Origin of the sequence: Marinobacter mangrovi (assembly GCF_016798325.1) — a bacterium.
In the GTDB taxonomy this organism is placed as follows: domain Bacteria; phylum Pseudomonadota; class Gammaproteobacteria; order Pseudomonadales; family Oleiphilaceae; genus Marinobacter_A; species Marinobacter_A mangrovi.
This window is the reverse complement of sequence record NZ_JAERVO010000009.1, coordinates 149,720-172,789: the sequence shown is the minus strand read 5'-3', so window position 1 is coordinate 172,789 and position 23,070 is coordinate 149,720. Positions and strand designations below refer to the sequence as shown.

Annotated in this window: 20 protein-coding genes; 5 read left to right on the top strand and 15 right to left on the bottom strand. The window is 57.4% G+C overall.

Annotated features, from left to right (window positions below):
- Window positions 1-58: 58 nt before the first annotated feature.
- The gene (pgeF, locus tag JL474_RS21205) at window positions 59-802 is read right to left on the bottom strand and encodes a peptidoglycan editing factor PgeF (protein ID WP_203143979.1); all 744 of its coding nucleotides are present in this window, start codon (window positions 800-802) and stop codon (window positions 59-61) included.
- A complete protein-coding gene (rluD, locus tag JL474_RS21200) occupies window positions 799-1,770 on the bottom strand; it encodes a 23S rRNA pseudouridine(1911/1915/1917) synthase RluD (protein ID WP_203143977.1) in 972 nt (323 codons plus the stop codon). The genes pgeF and rluD overlap by 4 nt, the downstream gene beginning before the upstream one ends.
- A gap of 99 nt (window positions 1,771-1,869) precedes the next feature.
- Between rluD and JL474_RS21195 the strand changes: the two genes are divergently transcribed.
- Window positions 1,870-2,700, top strand: coding sequence for an outer membrane protein assembly factor BamD (locus JL474_RS21195; protein WP_123634218.1), 831 nt, complete (start codon window positions 1,870-1,872; stop codon window positions 2,698-2,700).
- Between the two features lie 25 nt (window positions 2,701-2,725).
- Here JL474_RS21195 and JL474_RS21190 read toward each other — a convergent pair whose 3' ends face one another.
- Window positions 2,726-4,381, bottom strand: a complete 1,656-nt coding sequence (locus JL474_RS21190) for an NAD+ synthase (protein ID WP_203143975.1) — start codon at window positions 4,379-4,381, stop codon at window positions 2,726-2,728.
- 94 nt (window positions 4,382-4,475) lie between these two features.
- Between JL474_RS21190 and JL474_RS21185 the strand changes: the two genes are divergently transcribed.
- From JL474_RS21185 to JL474_RS21175, 3 genes are all read left to right on the top strand, one after another.
- Window positions 4,476-6,110, top strand: coding sequence for a sensor histidine kinase (locus JL474_RS21185; protein WP_203143973.1), 1,635 nt, complete (start codon window positions 4,476-4,478; stop codon window positions 6,108-6,110).
- A gap of 58 nt (window positions 6,111-6,168) precedes the next feature.
- Window positions 6,169-7,548, top strand: a complete 1,380-nt coding sequence (locus JL474_RS21180; RefSeq protein WP_203143971.1) for a sigma-54-dependent transcriptional regulator — start codon at window positions 6,169-6,171, stop codon at window positions 7,546-7,548.
- Between the two features lie 133 nt (window positions 7,549-7,681).
- Window positions 7,682-8,239 (top strand): GspH/FimT family pseudopilin, encoded by a 558-nt coding sequence (locus JL474_RS21175; RefSeq protein WP_203143998.1) that lies wholly within the window; start codon window positions 7,682-7,684, stop codon window positions 8,237-8,239.
- Window positions 8,240-8,382: 143 nt separating this feature from the next.
- Here JL474_RS21175 and JL474_RS21170 read toward each other — a convergent pair whose 3' ends face one another.
- The 12 genes from JL474_RS21170 to murJ all read right to left on the bottom strand — a co-directional run bounded on the left by JL474_RS21170 (window position 8,383) and on the right by murJ (window position 22,560).
- The gene (locus JL474_RS21170; protein ID WP_203143969.1) at window positions 8,383-8,796 is read right to left on the bottom strand and encodes a type IV pilin protein; all 414 of its coding nucleotides are present in this window, start codon (window positions 8,794-8,796) and stop codon (window positions 8,383-8,385) included.
- Between the two features lie 114 nt (window positions 8,797-8,910).
- Complete coding sequence (locus JL474_RS21165; protein ID WP_203143967.1) at window positions 8,911-12,360, bottom strand: pilus assembly protein; 3,450 nt, start codon at window positions 12,358-12,360, stop codon at window positions 8,911-8,913.
- Complete coding sequence (locus tag JL474_RS21160) at window positions 12,360-12,902, bottom strand: pilus assembly PilX family protein (protein ID WP_203143965.1); 543 nt, start codon at window positions 12,900-12,902, stop codon at window positions 12,360-12,362. The genes JL474_RS21165 and JL474_RS21160 overlap by 1 nt, the downstream gene beginning before the upstream one ends.
- Window position 12,903: 1 nt before the next feature.
- Entirely contained in the window at window positions 12,904-13,968 is a 1,065-nt protein-coding gene (locus JL474_RS21155; protein WP_203143963.1) for a PilW family protein, read from the bottom strand.
- An 8-nt stretch (window positions 13,969-13,976) separates the two neighbouring features.
- The gene (pilV, locus tag JL474_RS21150; RefSeq protein WP_203143961.1) at window positions 13,977-14,390 is read right to left on the bottom strand and encodes a type IV pilus modification protein PilV; all 414 of its coding nucleotides are present in this window, start codon (window positions 14,388-14,390) and stop codon (window positions 13,977-13,979) included.
- Between the two features lie 9 nt (window positions 14,391-14,399).
- On the bottom strand, window positions 14,400-14,870 hold the full coding sequence (locus JL474_RS21145; RefSeq protein WP_203143959.1) for a GspH/FimT family pseudopilin: 471 nt from the start codon (window positions 14,868-14,870) through the stop codon (window positions 14,400-14,402).
- 236 nt (window positions 14,871-15,106) lie between these two features.
- On the bottom strand, window positions 15,107-16,060 hold the full coding sequence (ispH, locus tag JL474_RS21140; protein WP_203143958.1) for a 4-hydroxy-3-methylbut-2-enyl diphosphate reductase: 954 nt from the start codon (window positions 16,058-16,060) through the stop codon (window positions 15,107-15,109).
- Window positions 16,061-16,080: 20 nt separating this feature from the next.
- Complete coding sequence (gene fkpB / locus JL474_RS21135; protein ID WP_203143956.1) at window positions 16,081-16,533, bottom strand: FKBP-type peptidyl-prolyl cis-trans isomerase; 453 nt, start codon at window positions 16,531-16,533, stop codon at window positions 16,081-16,083.
- 2 nt (window positions 16,534-16,535) lie between these two features.
- Entirely contained in the window at window positions 16,536-17,054 is a 519-nt protein-coding gene (lspA, locus tag JL474_RS21130) for a signal peptidase II (protein WP_203143996.1), read from the bottom strand.
- A 2-nt stretch (window positions 17,055-17,056) separates the two neighbouring features.
- On the bottom strand, window positions 17,057-19,876 hold the full coding sequence (gene ileS, locus JL474_RS21125; protein ID WP_203143954.1) for an isoleucine--tRNA ligase: 2,820 nt from the start codon (window positions 19,874-19,876) through the stop codon (window positions 17,057-17,059).
- A 54-nt stretch (window positions 19,877-19,930) separates the two neighbouring features.
- Window positions 19,931-20,881, bottom strand: a complete 951-nt coding sequence (ribF, locus tag JL474_RS21120; protein ID WP_203143951.1) for a bifunctional riboflavin kinase/FAD synthetase — start codon at window positions 20,879-20,881, stop codon at window positions 19,931-19,933.
- A gap of 98 nt (window positions 20,882-20,979) precedes the next feature.
- Complete coding sequence (murJ, locus tag JL474_RS21115; protein WP_203143949.1) at window positions 20,980-22,560, bottom strand: murein biosynthesis integral membrane protein MurJ; 1,581 nt, start codon at window positions 22,558-22,560, stop codon at window positions 20,980-20,982.
- Window positions 22,561-22,800: 240 nt separating this feature from the next.
- Between murJ and rpsT the strand changes: the two genes are divergently transcribed.
- On the top strand, window positions 22,801-23,070 hold the full coding sequence (rpsT, locus tag JL474_RS21110; protein ID WP_123634204.1) for a 30S ribosomal protein S20: 270 nt from the start codon (window positions 22,801-22,803) through the stop codon (window positions 23,068-23,070).

Here is a 23,070-nt window from a genome sequence, read left to right as displayed (position 1 = left end):
AATCAAGTAGACGATTGCGCTGGATCAAATTTACCGCAGGTGCCTGACCACTCTGGCGTCATACACGCCAGATCAAGCTGGCCATTCGACCGGTCTGGCCATCGCGCCGGTAGGAGTAAAAGCGTTCACGATCACGGAACGTGCAGAAGCCGCCGCCATGGATTCGTGCAGCCTGGATGCCGGCCTGACACAGCCGGAGGCGAGCCAGCGTGTAGAGATCGGCGAGGTAATGACCGGGCCGATCGGGAGAGTTGCGAAAGGCAGACGCCGCGTTGGCATCGTGCTCCACGAAAGCCTGAAAAACCTCGCCACCCACTTCAAAAGCATCCGGACCGATGGCCGGGCCAAGCCAGACACTCACTTCATCGACGCTCCGGAACGTGGACAGCGTCGTCTCCAGCACACCCGAGGCCAGGCCACGCCAACCGGCATGAGCCGCCGCGACCTGAGAGCCGTCGTCGGCGCAGAACAGGACCGGCAGGCAGTCCGCCGTCAAAATGGCACTGGCCACGCCTGGGTCGCGCGTCCAGGAGGCGTCGGCTTCGCCACCTGCCTCACCAGGCAAGGCTGCCACGTCCGTGCCATGGACCTGCCGAACCCAGCCGATCGACTCCGGTCGGAGCCCCAGATAATCCGCCACCCGGGATCGGTTGGCGGTGACCGCCGCAGCAGCGTCACCAACGTGATCGCCCAGGTTCAAGGTGTCATAAGGCGGCTCGCTGATACCGCCGACGCGTGTCGTCACCGCCGCCCGGACATTGTCCGGTAACGGCCACGCCGGCACGATCAGCGGCACTGTCATCGTTGCTCCTGCGCGTTGGCGTGGGCGCGCAAGGCGTCCAGAAGCTCAGCCATGTCGGCGGGCAACGGCGCTTCCCAGCTCATTTCCTCATCCGTGGCGGGATGGACCAGGGTCAGCTTTCGGGCATGCAGCGCCTGACGCTGGAACAGGCGCAGCACCTCCTTGAGTTCCGGCGTACAACCCTTCGGCAATTGCATCCGACCGCCGTAGACCGGATCGCCGACCAGGGCGTGACGGATATGAGCCATGTGCACCCGGATCTGGTGCGTCCGCCCGCTTTCCAGCTTGCAGCGCACGTGTGTGTGGGCGGGGAATCGCTCGACGAGCCGGTAATGGGTCACCGCCGGTTTGCCGTCGGAGACGACCGCCATCTTCTTGCGCTGGGTGGGGTGCCGGCCGATGGGGGCATCCACCGCACCGCCGCCGGTAATCGTGCCCACCATGACGGCATCGTATTCCCGTCCCATGGTGCGAGTCTGCAGCTGATCCACCAGCGAAGTGTGGGCAATCAAGCTGCGGGCAACCACCATCAGGCCACTGGTGTCCTTGTCCAGCCGATGGACAATGCCGGCCCGGGGCAGCTTGTCGACTTCCGGCGCATGGTGCAGGAGCGCGTTGACGAGCGTGCCGGCAGCGTGACCCGCGGCGGGATGGACCACCAGTCCGGCCGGTTTGTTGATCACGAGGATATGCTCGTCTTCGTAGATGATGTCCAGGTCGATGGATTCCGCTTCCCAGGTCACCTGGACTTCCGGCTCCGCATTGACGGCGATGACGTCGCCCAGCATGACCTTGTCACGCGGCTTGCGGGCCTGCCCATTGACGGTCAGGTCGCCGGCTTTGATCCAGCCCTGGATACGGGACCGGGAATGCTCGGGCATCAATTCCGCCACCGCCTGATCCAGGCGACGGTCACTCAGCTCGGCCGGCACTTCAAATTCACCGCTTATACGGTCTTCCGCGGACATTCAATCCCCTAAATTTTTTGTAAAGCATGTCAGGCCCCTGCACAAGGTGGTATAGGGCCGTTACAATGTCGAACGCTTTTCATTATACGGGAATCAGGCATGAGATCAGGTGTTCGCTTGCTGCTGTTGTCGGCCATCCTCGCGATGATCGCCGGCTGTGCATCCAAACCGGAAGAAGTCCTGCCGGAAAAGACCTACTACGAGCAGGCCCGCTCGGCCATGAACGGGGGCAATTTCAACGAGGCCGAACGCAATCTCGAGTCCCTGGAAACCTACTACCCCTTCGGCCGCTACGCCGAACAGGCGCAACTGGACCTGATCTACGCCCGCTACCAGAATCTCGACCTGGAAGGTGCACGCTCCGCCGCGGATCGGTTCCTGCGGCTCAACCCGCAGAGCGAACACGCAGACTACGCCCTCTATATGCGTGGCCTGGCGTCCTACAACCTGGATATCAGCCTCGCCGGCAAGTTCTTCCCGATCGACATTTCCGAGCGAGATCCCGGGGAACAACGCCAGGCTTTCCGTGACTTCTCCGAACTGCTGAGCCGCTACCCCAACAGCGACTATGCCGCCGACGCCCGCCAGCGCATGGTGGCGATCCGCAACCGCCTGGCCAAACTGGAACTGCACGCCGCGCGCTACTACATCAAGCGCCAGGCCTACATTGCGGCCAACAACCGGGCCCGCTACGTTCTGGAGAATTTCCCCAACACGCCGGCGGTCGAGGATTCCCTGAAGATCCTGATTGACACCTACCGCTTCCTCGACCTGAAGAAAGCGGCCGACGACGCGACGGCCCTGCTGGCGATCAACTACCCCAACAGCGATGCGTTCGACAAGAACATGAAATATCAGCCCAGCACCATCAAGACAGAAGATCGCTCGCTGAGCAGTGTCGTCACCTTTGGCCTGATGGGCGACGAGTAACCCGTCGCCCTGCCCCCCCCCGGCGCTATTTGCCCAGCTTCCACCCGTTGGTGATGGGATAGCGCCGGTCCTTCCCGAAGCCCCGCTCCGTAATCCGCACTCCGATGGGCGCCTGGCGCCGCTTGTACTCGTTGATGTCCACCAACCGGACCACCCGCTCCACATCCGCGCGCTCATAGCCCTGGGCAATGATCGCCTCGGCGCTCATATCCCGCTCGATGTACTGGTGCAGAATCTGGTCGAGGGTATCGTAGCCCGGCAGGTTGTCCTCGTCTTTCTGGTCTGGCGCCAGTTCCGCTGACGGCGGCCGGGTGATCACCCGCTCGGGGATAACGGCGCCCAACGTGTTGCGGTAATTGGCGATGCGGTACACCAGCGTTTTCGGCACGTCCTTGAGGACATCAAAGCCGCCGGCCATATCGCCATACAAGGTGGAATACCCCACGGCCATTTCACTCTTGTTGCCAGTGGTCAGCACCAGCGAGCGGAACTTGTTGGACAGGGACATCAGCAGTACACCACGCAACCGGGCCTGGAGGTTTTCCTCGGTGGTATCCGGCTTCGTGCCTTCGAACGGCGTCGCCAACGCGGCCATGAAAGCATCGTACATCGGCTCGATGGAGAAGACGTCGTACTGCACACCCAGCGCAGTGGCTTCGGCCTCGGCATCCTCCAGGCTGATACCGGAGGTATAGCGGAACGGCATCATCACGGCCCGCACCCGCTCCGGGCCCAGGGCATCGACGGCAACCGCCAGCGTCACCGCCGAATCAATACCGCCGGAAAGCCCCAGCACAACGGACGCAAAACCGTTCTTGTTGACGTAATCGCGGACACCCAGCACCAGGGCGTTGTAGACATTCTGCTCCAGCGACGGCTCGGGAATCGGTGCCTGCGAGACAGGCTGGCAGTGTCGATCCACGATGAACTCGACGGGAAACAGGCCCTCGGCAAACTGCGGTACCTCAACGGCCAGCTCACCGGAGTGATCGACGACCATGGAGCCACCATCAAAAACCAGCTCATCCTGGCCGCCTACCAGATTGACGTACACCACGGACACGCCGTTTTCCCGGGCGCGCCGCTCCAGCAACGCCTTGCGGCGCGCCTGTTTGTCCAGGTCATAAGGGGAAGCGTTCAGGTTGAGGATCAGCTTGGCACCGGCTGCCGCCGCCTGCTCGACGGGGCCATCCATCCAGATGTCCTCACAGACGGTGATTCCGACAGGCACCCCCTGAATCAGGGTGACACAGGGCTCCGTGCCGGCCGCAAAATACCGCTTTTCATCAAACACCTGATAATTCGGCAGCTGTTGCTTGAGGTAAGCGGCCCGATGCTCGCCCTGTTCAATGACCACCGCGGCATTGTAAAGCAGGCCAGCACGGCGCACCGGCGTGCCCACCACCAGGGCGGCGGGTAATTTCTCGGCCGCCAGTCGATCCAGCGCCTCTTCGACGCGACCATCGAGACTGGGGCGCAGCAGCAGGTCTTCCGGTGGATAGCCGGTCAGCGCCAGCTCCGGAAAAACGACGATATCAGCCCCCTGCTCGTCCACCGCCTTTCGGGCCGACGCCAGAATCTTATCGGCGTTTCCGGGGATGTCGCCAACCAGGCAATCCACCTGGGCCATGGTTACTGTCAGTCGTTGGCCGGGGGATGCCTCTGTCTGGCCGGAAATCATGCCTTTCTCCTGTCCACAAGCGGGTTTAAACCGCTATTATACCTGCCAACGTTTTATCCCTTCGACAGGAAACAGGATTTTTCGATCGCCTGCCATGACTCCGGACAGCGTTACATTAGCCCGCGACACCTTGCCGTTCCAGGAAAGCCAGCGCCCACGCCTGCTCCGCATCTATAACCACTATCGACTGGTCATCAGTCTGATCCTGGCCGGCCTGCTGTTTGTCGATCCAGGCACCCTGGACACCAAATTCCGGGCGCCGGAGTTCTACCAGATCTGCGTGCTGGCCTACCTGGCGCTGAACGTCTTCACGGCAATCATGCTCTTTGCCGGTGCCAAACCCAATCAACGCCACATTACCCTGTCGATCCTGATCGACATCGTTGCCCTGCATGCACTGCTGCTGTTCAGCGCCGGCATGACCAGCGGCCTGGCCAACCTGATCATCGTCACCGTCGCCGCCGGCAACATTCTGACCCCGAGCCGTGTCGGCCTTTTCTATGCGGCCCTCGCCACTATCGGCTCGCTGGGCGTTGCCACCTGGTCCTCCCTGACCTTTGAGACCAATGCCGACGAAATCGTCCGGGCGGGCTCACTGGGCATTCTCTATTTCGCAGCGGCCTTCCTGCTCCAGAGCATCACCCGGCGCATGATCCGCAGCGAACAGCTCGCCAGCTCCCGCGCCCAGAGCCTGCATGAACTGGAGCAGATCAACCAGCAGATCATCCAGCGAATGCGGACCGGCATTATCGTTACCGACCGTTTCGGGCTGGTTCGTCTGGCTAACGCCGCTGCCCATGAACTGCTGTTTGGCGACCGCCCCGGGAACGACGATATGGGATTGCTGCCGCCGCCTCTGAGACAACGATTGAACCAGTGGGTGAACTCACCCGGAACCCGAACCGAGCCATTCCAGGCAACGCCCATTACCCCCATGCTGCAGGCCAACTTTACCCGGCTTCATCAGGAACGGGGCGATCACATCCTGATATTCATCGAGGACATGAGTAAAGTGACGCTCCAGGCGCAGCAAATGAAGCTGGCGTCACTCGGGCGGCTGACGGCCGGTATCGCCCATGAGATCCGCAACCCGCTCGGCGCCATCAGTCACGCGGCACAATTGCTGAATGAATCACCCAACTGCGATGCCGCTGATCGTAAAATGGTCGACATCATTCAGCGGCATTCCAAACGGGTCAACGGTATTATCGAGAACGTACTGGACCTGTCCCGACGCCGCCAGGCGGACATCGAACTGGTCCAGATCGACAGTTGGCTGCAGGAATTTGTCGAGGACTACCAACACGGCGCAAGCAATGGGATGGACGGCAACACGCCGACCATCACGCTCGACCTTCCCGACCAGGCGCCACCGGCCCGCTTCGACAAAAGCCAGATGGCCCAGGTGCTGGTCAACCTGTGCGATAACGGCTTGCGCTACAGCAAGGCCCAAACCGGCAAGGCAACACTGAACATCTGTGTGGGCGTCACCGGGGATGGCGAACGTAGCTATATCGACATTCAGGATCAGGGAGCCGGAATCAGCAGCGAGCAACGCGAACACATTTTTGAGCCGTTCTACACCACCGATCAGAGCGGCACCGGCCTGGGACTTTATCTGGCGCGGGAGCTGTGCGAAGCCAACCAGGCCCACCTGGCCTTACTCGACAACGGCCGGCCGGGGAGCTGCTTCCGGATCACCTTTGCCCATCACGGGCGGCTGATCTAGAACGATCTCCGAAACGGCCAACAACGACGAACCACTAACAACAGGACGAGACGGTGCAATGACCACACCGACAGCGCTGATCATCGACGACGAACCGGACATCCGGGAGCTGCTGGAAATCACGCTCATGCGCATGGACATCCAGGTCCGGACGGCCGCCGATGTCACCACGGCCAAGGCGATACTGGAATCCGATCCACCGCAATTGTGCCTGACGGACATGAACCTGCCGGACGGCAACGGGATTGAGCTGGTCCAGTGGATTCAGCAGGTTTGCCCGCAAACGCCGGTGGCCGTGATCACCGCCTACGGCAGCATGGACACCGCCATCGAAGCCCTCAAGGCCGGCGCCTTCGATTTCGTCTCCAAGCCCGTCGAACTGCCCCGCTTGCGCGAACTGGTGAACAGCGCCCTGAAGCTCTCCAAACCCGAAGCCGAACGCACGGGAGAGGACGATCCCGGCCTGCTACTGGGCCAGTCCGAAGGCATCCGCCGTCTGCGCAACCAGACCCGTAAGCTGGCTCGCAGTCAGGCTCCGGTCTTCATCAGTGGCGAATCCGGTAGCGGTAAGGAACTGGTCGCGCGGATGATTCACATGCAGGGTCCGAGGCAGGAAGGCCCGTTTATCGCGGTGAACTGTGGCGCCATTCCCTCCGAACTGATGGAAAGCGAGTTTTTCGGTCACAAGAAAGGCAGCTTCACCGGCGCGACCGACAACAAGGCCGGCCTGTTCCGTTCCGCCGACGGCGGCACCCTGTTCCTCGATGAAGTAGCGGACCTACCGCTGAACATGCAGGTCAAGCTGCTGCGGGCGATTCAGGAAAAAGCCGTGCGGCCTGTCGGAGAGTCCCGCGAATTCCCGGTCGATATCCGCATCCTCAGCGCGACTCATCGGGATCTGCCCACCCTCGTGCAGGAAGGCGACTTCCGCCAGGACCTGTTCTACCGCATCAACGTGATCGAGCTGAAAGTCCCGCCGTTACGCGAGCGCCCGGACGACATCGAACTGCTGGCCCAGCACATACTGACCCGCCTGGCCCGGGACTACGAGTGCGATCCGGCCTCGCTGACACCGGCCGCCCTACAGAAACTCAAACAGTACGACTTCCCGGGTAATGTGCGCGAACTGGAAAATGTCCTGGAACGCGCATTCACCCTGTGCGACCTGGACCAGATCGATGCCGACGACCTGCACATGGGCCACGGCCCGGTGACCACCAGTCGTATCGAGGCGGATCCCGACGCCGCACCCGGCGCTGCGGTGGAACTGCCGGATGATGGCGAACTGGATCTGGAAAATTATCTTGAGTCGATCGAGCGCAAAGCGATTGAAAAGGCGCTGGAGGCGACCCGGTGGAACAAGACGGCGGCTGCGAAGAAGCTGGGGATCAGTTTTCGGGCGTTGCGGTATAAGTTGAAGAAGTTGGGGATGGAGTGAGTAAACTCGCACAGAAACGTCCGTTATTGTCACTTGATGACAATAATCTAAAATAGATAGGGTTTCGTCTTCATTAAAGTGCAGGATGCGCTATCAGTAATGATAGCGAAATTGGATTAGTGGATTTCAAGGAATGAAGCCAACGAATGCTCAAGGATTCACCCTTATTGAATTACTGATTACTGTAACCATCGCTTCCATACTTCTAGCAGTTGCAGCTCCATCAATGAATGACTTGATAGAAGATGGGCAGCGACGAAGTACCATTCACGACTTGCTTTCTTTTATGGCATTTGCCAGACGAAATGCCATTATGACTGGAAGTATCGTTACAGTTTGCCCTCTCAACAGTAACGGCGCATGCGGCTCTAATTGGAACAACAAGCTCTCATTGTTCGTAGATCCATACAATCAGCGAAAACTTAGCGACTCAACACGTCTACTTCGCCAACTGCCAGCACCCGATAACGGCACACTCAAGGCTCGATCATTGCACAGCAGTTACTTTCAATATCGCCCGAATGGATTGATCTACAGCGATCTAGGAAATATCACTTGGTGTCCGGCAGATGGCAACCCTCGCCAAGCAGCACACCTCATCATCAATCGTGGTGGACGAATCAGGTTAAGCAACGACACAGATGGCGATGGTGTTCCAGAAAAGTCGGATGGCAATCCAGTTCGTTGTTAGCTATGTCGAAATTTGCGAATCAGTGTAGTGCCAGTGGCCGGCAAGCGCCAAGTTAATCATCCAACTAAGATTCAAAAAGCGCCACGCTGCAGCGCGTCAAACATCGATGATAATGATATCGGAGCAGTTAAGCCAACCGGCCTCTACCAGCAATTCGCCCCACTTGAATGCCCACGACTGCCGGCTTGATTTAATGTAAGCGTTCCACAGTCGTCATTCACTTGGTCACCTGTGGGCGCCGCTTGCAACGTATAGCTATTTTTCCCCATATCACCATCAAGCAAGCTCAGATTGTAATAGCTCGTTCCGCTTTGAGGAGATGCTGTATATGGCAGCACGGGCTTCTTACCTCCCTCATAATAGCTGTAATCTGTAGAGTACTGTCTCTCCATCCATTGCGCCAAGTCCATCAAGTCGGCTTGCGCGGTGGTCCGACGGGTTTCTCGAATATTATCTATATAAGAAGGATAGGCTATCGCAGTAATGATGCCTATGATGACAACGACTATCATCAACTCGATCAAGGAGAAACCATAACTTCCTGACTCGATTTTCATTTCAGAATCCTTAATAGCTCGCCGGCTTCAACCGACATCACGTACATGCGACTGCAATTCTATGCTTGATGGGCTAACCGAACAGCATCGAGCTGTTCGGTGCCTCACTCAGCTTTATTCTTCGATCAATTCTTGCCAACCACGTCGACCTGCACCAGGAACGCTATGACTCGGTGGCGGGATTTTCTTAACATCGACGTTTCCTTCAGTCGTCGGTGTAAATCGATAGGGGCCCAAAATAGTTGACTGATTTGGGAGGCCATCAACCTGGTAACCCACAACACTCTGCGGCAAATCCACGAACGCATTCGTCGTAGGCGTACGACCATCCAGACCAAAAGCCATCAACCAGCCGCTTCCTCCTGACTTACAGGGATCGACGTCTGGAACCATTGAGTTAAGGTAGAGAAACTGTCCAGTGGACTGAGGGCTAACAATAACTCGCTCCCCAACATCCGTCAGATCAGCATACCAGCCTCGCTCATTCGCTGAATACTTAATATCGTCACCTTCAGATTCGCGAATAGTCAGGCTTTCACCGTCGACCGTCAAACTTCCTTTTACCAGACTTCTTGATGCGAGATTATCACGCGTCAAACCGGCCTCGCCTCGATCCCAAACGCCATAGACACTTTGGGAATCAGTATTTGAAATATCCGAGGATTCCAGGTATTTGCCGGTGCCAAAATAGACCATCAGATTTGGTATATTACCTGCCCGGGGTTGGTCGGGATGCGCTAGAACCTTCGGCGCCGCCGTAATTGGCTGTGATGCCTTTCCAGTGAATAAAGGCACTGGCGTCGAGCCTCCACCGGAGACAACATAGTCTGAAGCCCAGTCCCCTCCCGCATCAACACTCGCAACCCACAAGTTTCCATCTAGATCCCCTGCATAGACGCGATCAGACAGGTAATCCCCTGTCGTATCCAACACACTCAAAGGAGAAAGACCATCGCCACCATTCTGGAACTGGATGTAACGGTAATCACCAGTATCCCACGAGCCGTCCATACCTGCTTCGATATCAAGCATGAAGAACCCTGTCGTCGCAGTGGGGCTGTCATAACCATTGGCCACAAAGGCCGTCCAGCGAATATCGTTGTCGCCCCATTTTGCCATGCTGATAATCGGCGCTTGAGTCACATACCCTAACCGGGCGTCATCTTCAGCGGTGAATTCCCATAGCAAGACCTTCGATGCATTGGCTTCTGTGTAGCCTGAAGGATCTGACACATCAATCGCATAAATACCTTTTGCACCGGCGCGACCACCACCAACTAATATGCTTCGCCAAGCTCTTCCCGCCGTCACGCTACCACTAGAAGTCCTACCTTTTGTATAGACATCCTGCTGGCGCGTTGAAAGATCCACATAGTAGCGATGCTGATAATCCGGATCAGCTAGGTAATGCAACCCCTCATCATCAGCAGCACTGGAGTATACAAAATTCGGGATGTATCCAAGAACTTCGTTACCGCCTTCAGCAGTCGCATTGAAACCATGCAACATGCCATCGTTTGAGCCAACGTAAGCGACCGGCGTGCGATTCTCCTTCGCGGTGACATAGGTCTCATAACGATGTCCATCGACGCCGAATGGGTCCTCTTGAGGCCATCCAGCACGCGGTTTACCCACATACTCCGGAGAGGAGTTGACGATAGAACCCAAACGACTACTGCGTTTGCGAATATCTACGCCATCTTCATTTGAGCGGTCACCTCGAATGAAATTCAGTACCTGCTGAGCAAACGTTGCGGTTACACCGCCATAGCTGAGGTCATCAACCTGATCCTGATCCAGGTTTGCCCAGCGAAACGGCACACCTTTGTCGCTGGCATCCGAGTAGGTAATAATAACGCGATCATCCGTCGACAGGTCTCGATTATCCAAAATAGCTTTAGCAGACCAACCCTTCCCTTCCGAAATGGCAGTCTCAGCGTCAGGTACAATCGGAGCATCTGCACCTTCAAGCTTCAAAGCTTGGAGATCGCCCGACCAGCCATTGGGATCAAATTGGGCCGAAAAAATCAAAGCTCCTTCTTGAAAGGAAGATACATCAAATTCCACAGCAGTAGCAGAACCTGCATCAGCGGTAATATCGCCAATTGTTGATTTTAGTTTCGATGCAAAGGTTGTGGGGTCGTCAGCACTGAAGAATCCTCCTCGACCATTAACGCTCGCGTGAACTAGGTCGTTAATTTTATCCTCGTTGTTATTACCGCCCCACCAATCCACCATCGAACTACTGCTGATTGCATCAAAGGCACTACCAGGATCAACAGATCCCGTTACACCTAACCCCACACCGTAGGTAGACATATGCTGCCAAAACGCTGGATCTGTTGAGTTAGTTGGCACGAAATTATCCAAATCGCTACGAAGATCTCTCTTCCAGTAGTACATGGCAATATCAGCTAACGAGGTTCCATCGACACCATCATTAAAGGGTGCTTTTGGACTGTACTGATAATTTGTCCCTTTAGGGTTGTTTATTGAATTCCCCTTGATATCGTCAGCTTTTTCCAAAGAATCCTTCAGCTGTTCACTGCCGTAATATCCATCTGTCATCAAAATTGTATAGGCTTGCCGGCATTCACGCGCCGGATTCCCCGAAGTGTTACCATTTTCAGGTTTATCACGCCAAGCATTTAGGCTCGTCTCGTAGTATTCACCGGCTCCATCAAGGGCACTTCTCAAGGGAGTACCACCATTTGCATCTTTATTATAAAGCCAGCTATAAAATTCTTTTCTATGACCGCTGGAATATTCACGAACTCCTTGCTCTACCGCAGCGACCTTGTCACTGTCGTCAACATTGCGACTATAATTATTGATCGCGCCCCACCCCAACCTAAAATAATCGGGCAACGAATTAAATGCCTCCCCGATGCCCGCCTTACTCATCATCATTCGGGTTCGATAGAAAGAATACCAGTTCGCAAAATTTTTCTTTTGGGCATCACTTTGGCTATTCATATCTACATAATCGTAGCAATCACTATCGTAATCGTCAGATGCATTACAATTTATATTCGAAGAATCATATTTATAATAAAACCCATTATTAAAAGTAGCCCCATCTAGAACAAACTGACGATTACTCAGATCGTAGCTATCAGAGTCACTGTCATACCCATTAGATGAAGCATCTGTATAGATTGAATCTGGCATACGCCCCGAACCATCTACCTTAAACGGGGCTACATAATCGGCACCGGGATCGTAATAAACCTTGTTGACTCGCGAGGAAAAATAATAACGATTATAAACTTCTTCACCAGAATAACTTCTGTAGCCACACCTTCTCTTACCGCCATAATAATAATAGTATAGGCACACACTATTATCAGACCCTACATTCCCAAAGTTCAATCCGTCGGGCATATACTCCCAAGCCATTGATCCCGAATCATCAATAATAAATAGCAAATTTGGGGAAACGGGTGTTCCAACAAACAGCGGCTCTTGAGCTAAATCCGGCGCTGCAGAGTAACCCGATGCAGGAAACACCAGTAGAAGGCCAATTAACAAAGCCCTGAACTTTCCCTTGAAAACAATCATCATTAACCCCCTTCCCCGACACCTTCCAGCCCCGAAGGCTTGAAGACATAATAGCTTTCAATTAACCGGCGGCTTTGCCCGGATGGCCCCGCAGCCATAACAACTATGCGCACATAATCCATTTTAACTTGATCGTTCTCACCATATTGCCCCTGATCACGTGGCAATTGTCCTTCCTCATCGAGGACTACGGTCCCCATATGCTCGACAAAGTATCGCGGCGTTATACCATCCACGCTCGTGGCAGCTGCGGAAGCATCCGTTTCCCAGGTAGTATTATCATATGGATCGGGCCCCGAATCCGACTCGTAAAGCCCAGCACTGGATCCAAACCCATCTAGATCCGACATACCATCAAGTTTGTCTTCAACCTCTCCCAGAGCCGTCTCAGCAACTTCCAGTGCCATAAAACCATCTAGCTGGGCCGATGCCATTCGCTCCTGCATGATGCTGCCTTGCATGCCTGAAATCGCCAACAGCGACAGAACCAGCAAAATGACCAGCGACATCAGCAAAGCCACCCCTTGTTGACGCTTCATCCGCATCTCAATCTATCCTGTTCCGCAATGATGTAGTCTGGGTATAAACACGATAAAGCCGGCGATCAGCCGCCTTTGTTTGATTGCTGTCATCGCTGCAGTCAAGCCACCCCGGAAAACAGTAACTCATGGGTTGGAGCGTAGTGTTTGTGTCTCCAGCCCTAACCAAAAAACTGGCTTGAACCGCGATCACCTTGCCCCAATCAGACACGTCGGCTGGGTTTTCACGCCAATTTTGAACACCGGTGTTCACTGATCCTTCGCCAAACCGAATATCCATATCGATGACGTTGTCGACGAGTTCAACAGCGTTTCCTGCAGCGTTTCTAAAGAACAAAGCGTTGCCTGAAGGCCCCGAACCGATATAGTAGGTTTCATTGAACGGCTGGCGAATTCGTACTCCCTTTGAGTAACTTGCACTTAGGCAGTCAGAAACGGTGCATGCAGCTGGAGCGTTTGCTGAAAAGTCGTTACCGGGCTGGCCTTCGGTGTTGTCCTGATTTTCAGCAACAAGAGTAATCTTAGCCCCGTCATCCTCAACTTTGATGCTTGATATCTCGAAAATGTCACCATGCTCACAGTCACTGATCATCACGATGCTGCCAGCTTTAAGCCCACCTTTACTCGAGACCTCCATAGACGCGGATACAACATCTTTCGTCGCTGCGATGCCGCTGTTTGCCCGTACGCCCGAAATCGAAAAAAACTTGGTCCCGTCAACTGCATCAGTGGGACGGTCCGCGTTTTCAGCTGCAATGCCCTGGAAGGAAAAATCGTACATTCCAGGGTCATAGTCTTCGTCACTCGAATCAAGGTTGTTGGTAATCGGATTGATAGGATAACAGCCGAAGTAGCCGGCATTACGTAGCGCGTGGGAGACCAGTTGAACAGCCATGCGCCCTGACTCCTGCGCACGAGCATCAGCTTCATTCAGGCGAAAGGTCTGACTGTTCGAGGTAAAAATCTGTACAAGCCCCATGGTCAGCAAAGTTCCCAAGACCAAAGCGACCATCAACTCAACGATCGACAAACCGGACTGTAAAACCAGCCCCCTTTCCACGTGTTTTTCCATTTTATAGTTCACAACCTGGCCCGTAACGTGAATGATTGACTGGACTCCCCACCGCTACCGCTTAGCGGATCACGCTCTTTCCACTGAACCTGGATCACAGCGAAGTCGCCGTTCATATTGATACTCAAATCGCCATCAGGACCAAGAGTCGCCTGCATGTTCTTTTCGATTGCCGTAATGTCATCACTGCCCAAATTAGCCCCACCATTTGCCCTGACTCGTTCTGCCACATCTTGCGCATACATCGTAGCAACAGAACGCATATTCGCGTTGGAGGTTTGCTGCATCGAAAGCAACTGAACGCCAGCAACCCCCAAAAGGCCGATGGCCAGTATTAAAACCGCCACCAAGACTTCGATCATGGTGAACCCCCGCTGCCGCCGACTGTGGCTCCCTTTCCCTGAAATCAAGTTCTCTTTCATAGCACTACCCTAGGGACAAACAATTTGAGCGGAGCGGACTATTCCACCGGGCGAGACAGTCACTTCCGTGCCGTTCTCTCCACCGCCACCGCAAACCCGATACTGCACGCTATTTGCCTGGCCGGTCATCCCGTTCGCCCTAAAAGTCATTGCCGCACCACTGGACATAACCAAAGTAACACCGCCGCCCGGACCTTCCGCCTGGCGTAACGTTTCAACCGGGGCCGAATTGGTTTGAACGGTTACGCCATCCGCATAACTCCCTCCAGTAGGTACCACAGCAATAGTTGCCCCTCTACGGATAGCCTCGCTGCGAGCATAGTTCAACGTGCCGATCAAACTATTAGATAGGGAGCTGATACGGTGCCCTTCGACAAGACTTCGAAACCCCGGCACAGCTATTACGGCGACTATTCCAATTAATAGCAGCAAAATCATTAATTCGATCAACGTAAAACCACGATTACGGTTAGCGCGCATATCTTCCAGTCCTATTCCCATGCCTGAAAGTATAGGGCCAAAGCCACCTATAAAAAGTGGGTGCCGATAAACGGCTGGTATCGATGGATGACTGGTAACAAGGCGAGTGAAAATGCGGAGAAAGTCTCGCTACAAGACAAGGCTACAAGCAGCCCGCGAATCCCAACCTAAAGATGTAAAGCGCCAACCGGAAAACTAATTAAGCAGGGTTGCCCCAACCAAGCTTTGAGGCCACCTCAACTTAATTCAACCACATCAATCCGCAATTCCTTAGGCATGGAGAACACAATATTCTCCTCACGCCCAGGCACTTCCTCGGGCGCGTCACAGCCAAGGTCCTGGAGCTTGCGGATGACGTCGTGCACCAGCACTTCCGGTGCGGAGGCGCCGGCGGTGACGCCGACAGCGTTGCGGCCTTTGAGCCAGTCGGGGTCGATCTGGGCCGCGTCGTCGATGAGGTAGGCAGGGGTGCCCATGCGTTCGGCGAGTTCGCGCAGGCGGTTGGAGTTGGAGCTGTTGGGGGAGCCGACGACCAGCATCAGGTCGCAATCGCCGGCGAGTTGCTTGACTGCGTCCTGGCGGTTCTGAGTGGCGTAGCAGATGTCGTCCTTGCGTGGTCCTTGGATCTCGGGGAAACGGGAGCGAAGCGCGTCGATGACCCGGGCAGTATCGTCCATGGACAAGGTGGTCTGGGTGACGTAGGCCAATCGACTGGGATCGCGGACAGCCAGCTTTTCGACATCCGCCTCGTCTTCCACAAGGTAGATGTCGCCGCCGTTGCTGCGGTCGTACTGGCCCATGGTGCCTTCGACCTCCGGGTGGCCCTCGTGGCCGATCAGGACACACTCGTGACCCTCTCGACTGTAGCGCATCACTTCCATATGCACTTTGGTGACCAGCGGACAGGTGGCGTCGAAGACTTTCAGGCCACGACGGGCGGCTTCGTTCTGCACCGCCTGGGACACGCCGTGGGCGCTGAAGATCACCAGGTGATCGTCGGGCACTTCATCGAGCTCATCGACAAAGATGGCCCCGCGATCGCGCAGATTGCTGACCACGAACTTGTTGTGGACGACTTCGTGACGGACGTAGATCGGCGCGCCGAACACGTCCAGTGCCCGGTTGACGATCTCGATTGCCCGGTCGACGCCGGCACAGAAGCCACGGGGATTGGCCAGTCGAATCTGCATAGTTGCCCTGTCTTGCTGAATCAGTGTGCCGTCTGCGCGGGTTCCACGCTGACGATTTCCACGTCAAAGGTCAGTGTACGCCCGGCCAGGGGGTGATTGAAATCCACCTCCACCTGATCGCCTTCCACGTGATGAACCACGCCCGGCAGTTCGCCCTGGCGCGCATCGGCAAAGGAAATCACGGCGCCACGCTCCAGAACCATATCCGGCCCGAAATCGGACCGTTTGAAGGTCTGGATGTTCGACGGATTATGCTGGCCGAACGCCTGCTCCGGCGGCACCTCGAAGGTCTTCCGCTCGCCCGGCTTCATACCCACGAGGAGTGCCTCGAAGTTCTCCGGCAGATTGCCGTCGCCCAGCTCCAGCGACGCCGGCGCCTTGCCAAACGTGGAATCAATCTCGCTGCCATCCGGCAGCCGTAACGCAAAGTTCAGGGTGATACGGGTCCCCTTGTCCACAGGCAGCGCTGTCATGCTTATTCTCCCTGATCGGCCGGCTGTTCCGGCGATTTGCGAAACAGGTCCACTACCATCATCAATGCGCCAATCGTAATGGCCGTATCAGCCAGATTAAAGGCGGGGAAATGGTACTGGTTCCAGTAAAAATGTAGAAAGTCGACGACATAACCGTGCACGACACGATCGTAGACGTTGCCGATCGCGCCGCCCAGGATCAGGACGATGGCCACCGCCATCCACCGCTCCCCGGCGCCCAGGCGGGAAAGCCAGCGGATCAGTACCACGCTGACCACCGCCGCAAGCGCGACGAAGAACCAGCGCTGCCAGCCATCGGCCCCAGCCAGAAAACTGAAGGCGGCGCCGGTGTTATGCAGCAACGTCAAGCTGAAGAATGGCAGTACATGGACCGACTCGCCGTAGCTCAGCGACGCCGACGCAACAGCCTTGGTGCCCAAGTCGACGGCAATGACCAGTGCTGCCAACCAGAGCCAGTGCAACGGAGAGCGGGTCACGGCCATCTCCTCTGTCTGCGCCATCATCAGGCAAATGCCCTCTTCTCACCGTCGCCTTCAATGTTCTCGATGCAGCGACCGCACAGCTTGGGATGATCGGCATGCTGCCCGACATCTTCGCGGTGATGCCAGCAACGGTCACACTTGGCGTGAGCCGTCGGCACGACGCGGACCCGCAGCCCTTCCAGGCCGGTCTGTTCGGCATCGCCGGCTTCCGCAATCGGTGCCACGGTCGCTTCAGAGGTGATCAGCACGAAGCGGAGTTCGTCGCCCAGCGCTTCCAGATCGGCCTTGAGATCCCCCTCGCAATACAGGGTCACTTCGGCACTCAGGGAGCCCTTGATGTCGCCCCGGTTACGGGCATCTTCCAGGCACTTGTTCACAGCTTCTTTCACGCCCTGGATTTCAATCCAGTATTCGCGACCCATCGACAGGTCCGCCGGCAACGCGACCAGGCCGCTGTACCAGTCTTCCAGGAACACGCTCTCGCCACGCTCGCCCGGCAGGTGCTGCCAGATCTCGTCGGCGGTGAAGCTCAGGATCGGCGCGATCCAGCGCACCAGCGCCTCCGCCACATGGAACAGCGCGGTCTGGCAGGATCGACGGGCCAGGCTGTCCGCCTGGGTGGTGTACTGACGATCCTTGATGATATCGAGATAGAACCCGCCCAGCGTCGCTTCACAGAAGTTATAGATCTTCTGGTAAACCTTGAGGAAGGCGTAGTTCTGGTAATCCTCATTCAGGGACTGCTGCATCGTCAGCGCCCGATCCACCATCCAGCGGTCCAGAGCCAGCATGTCTTCCGGCGCAACGGCGTGCTTGTCCGGCTCGAACCCGGTGAGGTTGCTGAGCAGGAAGCGTGCGGTGTTGCGGATCCGGCGGTAGCCATCTGCAGTCTGCTTGAGGATGTCGTTGGACACCGTCATCTCGCCGCTGTAATCCGTTGCCGCCACCCACAGGCGCAGGATATCGGCACCCAACTGGTTCATGACTTCCTGCGGCGCGATGACGTTACCCAGAGACTTGGACATCTTGCGGCCCTTGCCGTCCACGGTGAAGCCATGGGTCAGCACCTGCTTGTACGGCGCGACACCGTTGATGGCGATGGACGTCTTGAGCGAGGACTGGAACCAGCCGCGATGCTGATCCGAGCCTTCCAGGTACATATCTGCCGGGAACTGCCCCAGATCTTCGCGCTTCTGCAGGACGGAGGCGTGCGTGACGCCGGAATCGAACCACACGTCCAGGGTATCGGTGACCTTGTCGTACTGATCCGCGTCCGCGCCCAGCAGACTGGACGTGTCCAGCTCGTACCAGGCGTCAATGCCGCCCTCTTCGACCTGCTTGGCGACCGCCTCGATCAGCTCCGGCGTGTTCGGATGCAGCTCCTGGGTTTCCTTGTGGATAAAGAGCGCAATCGGCACGCCCCAGGTACGCTGGCGGGAGATACACCAGTCGGGCGACTGCTCGACCATCGCCTCGATGCGATTCTGGCCCCAGGCCGGCACCCAGCGTACGCCCTTGATGGCTTCCAGCGCTTTATCCTTGAGGCCTTTCACGTCCATGCTGATGAACCACTGCGGCGTCGCTCGGTAGATCAGCGGTGTCTTGGTCCGCCAGCAATGCGGGTAGCTGTGCTGGAATTTTTCCTTGCGCACCAGCTTGCCTTCACGCTCCAGTGCCTCGCAGATGGGATCGTCCGCTTTGTAGACGTGAACGCCCGCAAATTCACCGGCGGCACTGGTGTAAGTGCCATCGGCCTGGACCAGGTTCAGCGTGTCGATGCCGTAAACCTTGCCGACTTCAAAGTCTTCCATGCCGTGATCCGGCGCCGTATGCACCGCACCGGTACCGGCGTCCGTCGTGACGTGATCACCGAGGACCACCGGCACCTGCTTGTCATAGAACGGATGCTGGAGTTTCTGGCGCTCCAGCGCCGCGCCGCTGCAGGTGGCGAGGACCTTGTATTCCTCGATGCCCCAGCGGGTCATGATGTCTTCCAGCATGTCGGAGGCCAGCACCATCCGCTCGGCCCCGTTACCGGCATCAAGCTGCACCAGCGCGTATTCCAGCTCGGCGTTCAGCGATACCGCCTGGTTGGCCGGGATGGTCCAGGGCGTGGTGGTCCAGATCACGACCGAGACCGGACCGTCGCCACCGGGCTGACCGAAGGCGCTCAGTACCGCCTCCTGATCGGCCGCGGTAAAGCGCACGTCGATCTGGGTCGACGTTTTGTCCTGATACTCGACTTCGGCTTCCGCCAGTGCAGATTGACCGACGACACTCCAGTACACCGGCTTATAGCCGCGAACCAGGTGGCCATTTTCAACAATCCGGCCCAGGGCGCGGATGATGTCGGCTTCCACCTTCGGGTCCATGGTCAGGTACGGTTTATCCCAGGTACCAAACACGCCCAGCCGGATGAAGTCGGCCTTCTGACCTTCGATCTGCTTGGCGGCATAGTCGCGACAGGCCTGGCGGAAGGTCTTGTAATCCACCTTCACCCCGGCTTTGCCGATTTCCTGCTCCACCTTGTGCTCGATCGGCAAACCGTGGCAGTCCCAGCCCGGCACGTAGGGCGCGTCGTAGCCCATGAAGCTGCGGGACTTGACGATCATGTCCTTCAGAATCTTGTTCACCGCATGACCGATATGAATGCTGCCGTTCGCGTACGGAGGACCATCGTGGAGAATCCAGCGCTCGCGGCCCAGGCGGGCTTCGCGGAGCTTTCCGTAGATATCGGCATCCTGCCAGCGCTGGAGCATCTCGGGCTCGCGCTTGGCCAGGTTGCCACGCATCGGAAACCCGGTTTCCGGCAGGTTCAGGGTATGCTTGTAATCGCTCATAGTGCTCTGTCGGTCAATGGTGAATCGTGCTGTTGAAAGGGTCTCAACAAGGCGTCAATGTGCCGCAATCCAGGCCCGGGCATCGTCAATATCCTGATCGATCTGGGCTTTCAGCGCGTCCACAGAGTCAAACTTGATTTCATCCCGCAGCGGGTGGCGGAATTCTACGCGTATACGCTGGCCGTACAGTGTGCCAGCAAAGTCAAAAAGGTGCACTTCCAGTGAGGGCCGGCGCCCGTCAACCGTGGGCCTGAGGCCGATATTGGCGACGCCGTCACAGTCGGTGCCATCCGGCAATTGCGTGCGCACCACGTAGACGCCCCGCAGGGCCGGCATCCGTTTCAGCAGGATATTGGCCGTCGGCGCGTTCAGCTGGCGCCCCAGCTGCCTGCCGTACACCACGCGCCCGCTGATAGCATAGGGCCGCCCGAGCAGACGTTCAGCGGTTGCCAACTCGTTGTCCTGAAGGCACTTCCGGACTCTCGTGCTGCTGACGCGCTCATTATCGACTTCCACCGTAACGGTGCGCTCAACGCCATAGCCTCGTTCGCGCCCCACCTGCTCCAGCAGGGCGAAGTCTCCGGCCCGGTCACAGCCAAAGCGGAAATCATCACCGATCACCAGATGACGCACCGCCAAACCGTCAATCAGGATGTCCTCAATAAAGCCCATGCCGGAATACTGGCGGAAATGCTCGTCGAAACGGACGCACAGCACCAGGTCCACACCTTCGTCGCGCAAGGCCTCGACCTTCTGGCGAAAGCCGGTCAGTCGCGGCGGCGCATCACTGCCCTGAAAAAACTCGCGGGGCTGGGGCTCGAAAATCATCACCAGGCTTGGCACGCCCAGGTCGGCTGCCTTGGCTTTGACCTGCTCGATAATGGTCTGGTGCCCAACGTGCACGCCATCGAAATTGCCGATGGTGGCAACGCAGCCTTGGCTAAGCGGCGAGTCAGGCCGTTCAGCCAGCGATCGCAGATTGGTGAGGCCTCTGATGAGCCGCATGAACTACACACCTTTGGCGGGTCGTGGTGAGAAAACACGCGATTATAAACGATCTGCCGCAGCGGGATAAGGTGCTGAAAGCCGAAGCCCCCACCGGATCAACGCAGCCGGAAGTGCCGGACCCGAACGCCGACCAGCGCCAGCACCGCAAAATAGGCCACCACGCCACTGCCAACCAGCACCGCCATGGACTGCGCCCGCTCCATCCCGGTCATAGCCAGCCATTGGGATACCGGCACCCCAAGCGAGAGGATCACCGCGGCCAGCGCGGCGTTGGCCGCCGCCAGCTGGGCCAGGAAGCGAAGCCACCCCGCCTGCCGCCGCCAAGCCCCTTCCCGGCGCAGGTTACGCCAGAGCAGCGTGGCGTTGAGCCAGGCCGACAGCGAGGTCGCCAACGCCAGACCGGCGTGAGCCAGAGGCACGATCAGCGCCAGATTGAACACCATGTTGGACACCATGGCGACCACACCGATCCGCACCGGCGTCCGCGTGTCCTGGCGGGCAAAGAACCCCGGCGCCAGCACCTTGATCAACATAAAAGCCAACAACCCCAGCGAGTAGGCGCGCAGACTCTGGGCCGACATCACCACATCCCGATCAGTCACTTCGCCGTAGTGGAACAGGGTTGCCAGCAGCGGCTCAGCCAGCAGGCAGAGCGCCAGTGCCGCCGGCACACCAATCAGCAGCACCGCGCGAATCGCCCAGTCCACCGTCGCCGCAAACTGCTCCGGCGCCTCGGCCGCGTGCTTGCGTGAAAGATTGGGCAGAATCACGGTGCCGATCGCCACACCGAACACACCCAGCGGTAGCTCTGACAGACGATCCGAATAATAAAGCCAGGACACACTGCCGGTTTGCAGGAACGACGCCAGGACGGTGTCCAGCAACAGATTGATCTGACTGACCGAAACCCCGAACAAGGCCGGTGCCATCAGCCGCAACACCCGGCGAACGCCCTCGTGACGGTAATCGACTTTGGGCCGCGGCATCAGCCCGAGTCGCATCAGGAACGGCAACTGGAAAAACAGCTGCAGGGCTCCGGCGAGGAAGACCCCCCAGGCCAGGGCCATCACCGGCGTTTCCATCAACGGCGACAGGAAGATCGCCGCCCCGATCATGACCAGGTTCAGCAAGACCGGAGTAAACGCCGGCACCGCGAATCGGTCATAACTGTTCAGGATCGCGCCAGCAAAGGCGGTCAACGAGATCAGCAGCAGGTAGGGAAAGGTGATCCGCAGCATATCGGCGGCCAGCGCAAACTTCTCCGGCTCGTCCGAAAAGCCCGGCGCAAACACCCAGGTCAGCAGCGGTGAGCCGATCATCGCTACGATCGTGACGCCCAGCAACACCAGCCCCAGGGTGCCGGCCACCGCATTCACCAGCCGCCGGACCTCCGACATCGACTGCGCCTCGCGATACGAGGACAGCACCGGTACAAACGCCTGTGAGAAGGCGCCTTCGGCAAACAGGCGGCGCAGGAAGTTGGGAATCTTGAACGCAACAAAGAAGGCGTCCGCCCCAGTCCCGGCGCCAAAATAGCGGGCAATGACCATATCCCGGACCAGCCCGAGCACGCGGGACAGCATCGTCATAACGCCGACCACCCCGGATGAGCGCAACAGGCCCGGGGCTTTCGGCGGGGTTTTCTGGGAATCGTTCGGAGCGGGCTCGGAGGCCATCAAGCGAGATCCTTGTCACAGCCAAAGGAAAAGCAGTACGGAAACACCGAAATGACCGCCGCAACAGCAGTCAGAGCGCGTGCCGACGGGGAGTCTACCACACCCGGCACAGCGGGGATTTGAGCCGTCTTTCACTTGACATCAAGCCCCCGAAACGGCATAGTTCCGCGTCATTTATTTCGAGGCGCTGATTGTCGGCGCGCCCGCTATTTTTCAGAAACGAATTTCAGGAGTTATACGGTGGCAAACTCTCCCCAAGCCCGTAAGCGCGCTCGTCAGAACGAGAACAACCGCAAGCACAACGCCAGCCTGCGTTCCATGTCGCGCACCTACGTCAAGAAAGTTCAAAGCAAGATCGAAGCTGGCAACTACGATGAAGCGCAAGCCGCTTTCACCACAGCCCAGCCGATCCTGGACAGCATGGTCAACAAAGGCATCTACACCAAGAACAAGGTGGCCCGCCTGAAGAGCCGTATGTCCGCCAAGATCAAGGCCCTGAAAAGCGCCTGA

Excerpts from the sequence above, each read along its gene's own strand:
- ileS (WP_203143954.1), bottom strand. The coding sequence starts at position 19,876 with ATGAGCGATTACAAGCATACCCTGAACCTGCCGGAAACCGGGTTTCCG.
- JL474_RS21180 (WP_203143971.1), top strand. The coding sequence starts at position 6,169 with ATGACCACACCGACAGCGCTGATCATCGACGACGAACCGGACATCCGG.
- JL474_RS21195 (WP_123634218.1), top strand. The coding sequence starts at position 1,870 with ATGAGATCAGGTGTTCGCTTGCTGCTGTTGTCGGCCATCCTCGCGATG.
- JL474_RS21190 (WP_203143975.1), bottom strand. The coding sequence starts at position 4,381 with ATGATTTCCGGCCAGACAGAGGCATCCCCCGGCCAACGACTGACAGTA.
- pgeF (WP_203143979.1), bottom strand. The coding sequence starts at position 802 with ATGACAGTGCCGCTGATCGTGCCGGCGTGGCCGTTACCGGACAATGTC.
- JL474_RS21175 (WP_203143998.1), top strand. The coding sequence starts at position 7,682 with ATGAAGCCAACGAATGCTCAAGGATTCACCCTTATTGAATTACTGATT.
- ispH (WP_203143958.1), bottom strand. The coding sequence starts at position 16,060 with ATGCAGATTCGACTGGCCAATCCCCGTGGCTTCTGTGCCGGCGTCGAC.
- murJ (WP_203143949.1), bottom strand. The coding sequence starts at position 22,560 with ATGGCCTCCGAGCCCGCTCCGAACGATTCCCAGAAAACCCCGCCGAAA.
- ribF (WP_203143951.1), bottom strand. The coding sequence starts at position 20,881 with ATGCGGCTCATCAGAGGCCTCACCAATCTGCGATCGCTGGCTGAACGG.
- JL474_RS21160 (WP_203143965.1), bottom strand. The coding sequence starts at position 12,902 with ATGCGGATGAAGCGTCAACAAGGGGTGGCTTTGCTGATGTCGCTGGTC.
- fkpB (WP_203143956.1), bottom strand. The coding sequence starts at position 16,533 with ATGACAGCGCTGCCTGTGGACAAGGGGACCCGTATCACCCTGAACTTT.
- lspA (WP_203143996.1), bottom strand. The coding sequence starts at position 17,054 with ATGGCGCAGACAGAGGAGATGGCCGTGACCCGCTCTCCGTTGCACTGG.
- JL474_RS21155 (WP_203143963.1), bottom strand. The coding sequence starts at position 13,968 with ATGGAAAAACACGTGGAAAGGGGGCTGGTTTTACAGTCCGGTTTGTCG.
- rluD (WP_203143977.1), bottom strand. The coding sequence starts at position 1,770 with ATGTCCGCGGAAGACCGTATAAGCGGTGAATTTGAAGTGCCGGCCGAG.
- JL474_RS21170 (WP_203143969.1), bottom strand. The coding sequence starts at position 8,796 with ATGAAAATCGAGTCAGGAAGTTATGGTTTCTCCTTGATCGAGTTGATG.
- JL474_RS21185 (WP_203143973.1), top strand. The coding sequence starts at position 4,476 with ATGACTCCGGACAGCGTTACATTAGCCCGCGACACCTTGCCGTTCCAG.
- JL474_RS21145 (WP_203143959.1), bottom strand. The coding sequence starts at position 14,870 with ATGCGCGCTAACCGTAATCGTGGTTTTACGTTGATCGAATTAATGATT.
- JL474_RS21165 (WP_203143967.1), bottom strand. The coding sequence starts at position 12,360 with ATGATGATTGTTTTCAAGGGAAAGTTCAGGGCTTTGTTAATTGGCCTT.
- pilV (WP_203143961.1), bottom strand. The coding sequence starts at position 14,390 with ATGAAAGAGAACTTGATTTCAGGGAAAGGGAGCCACAGTCGGCGGCAG.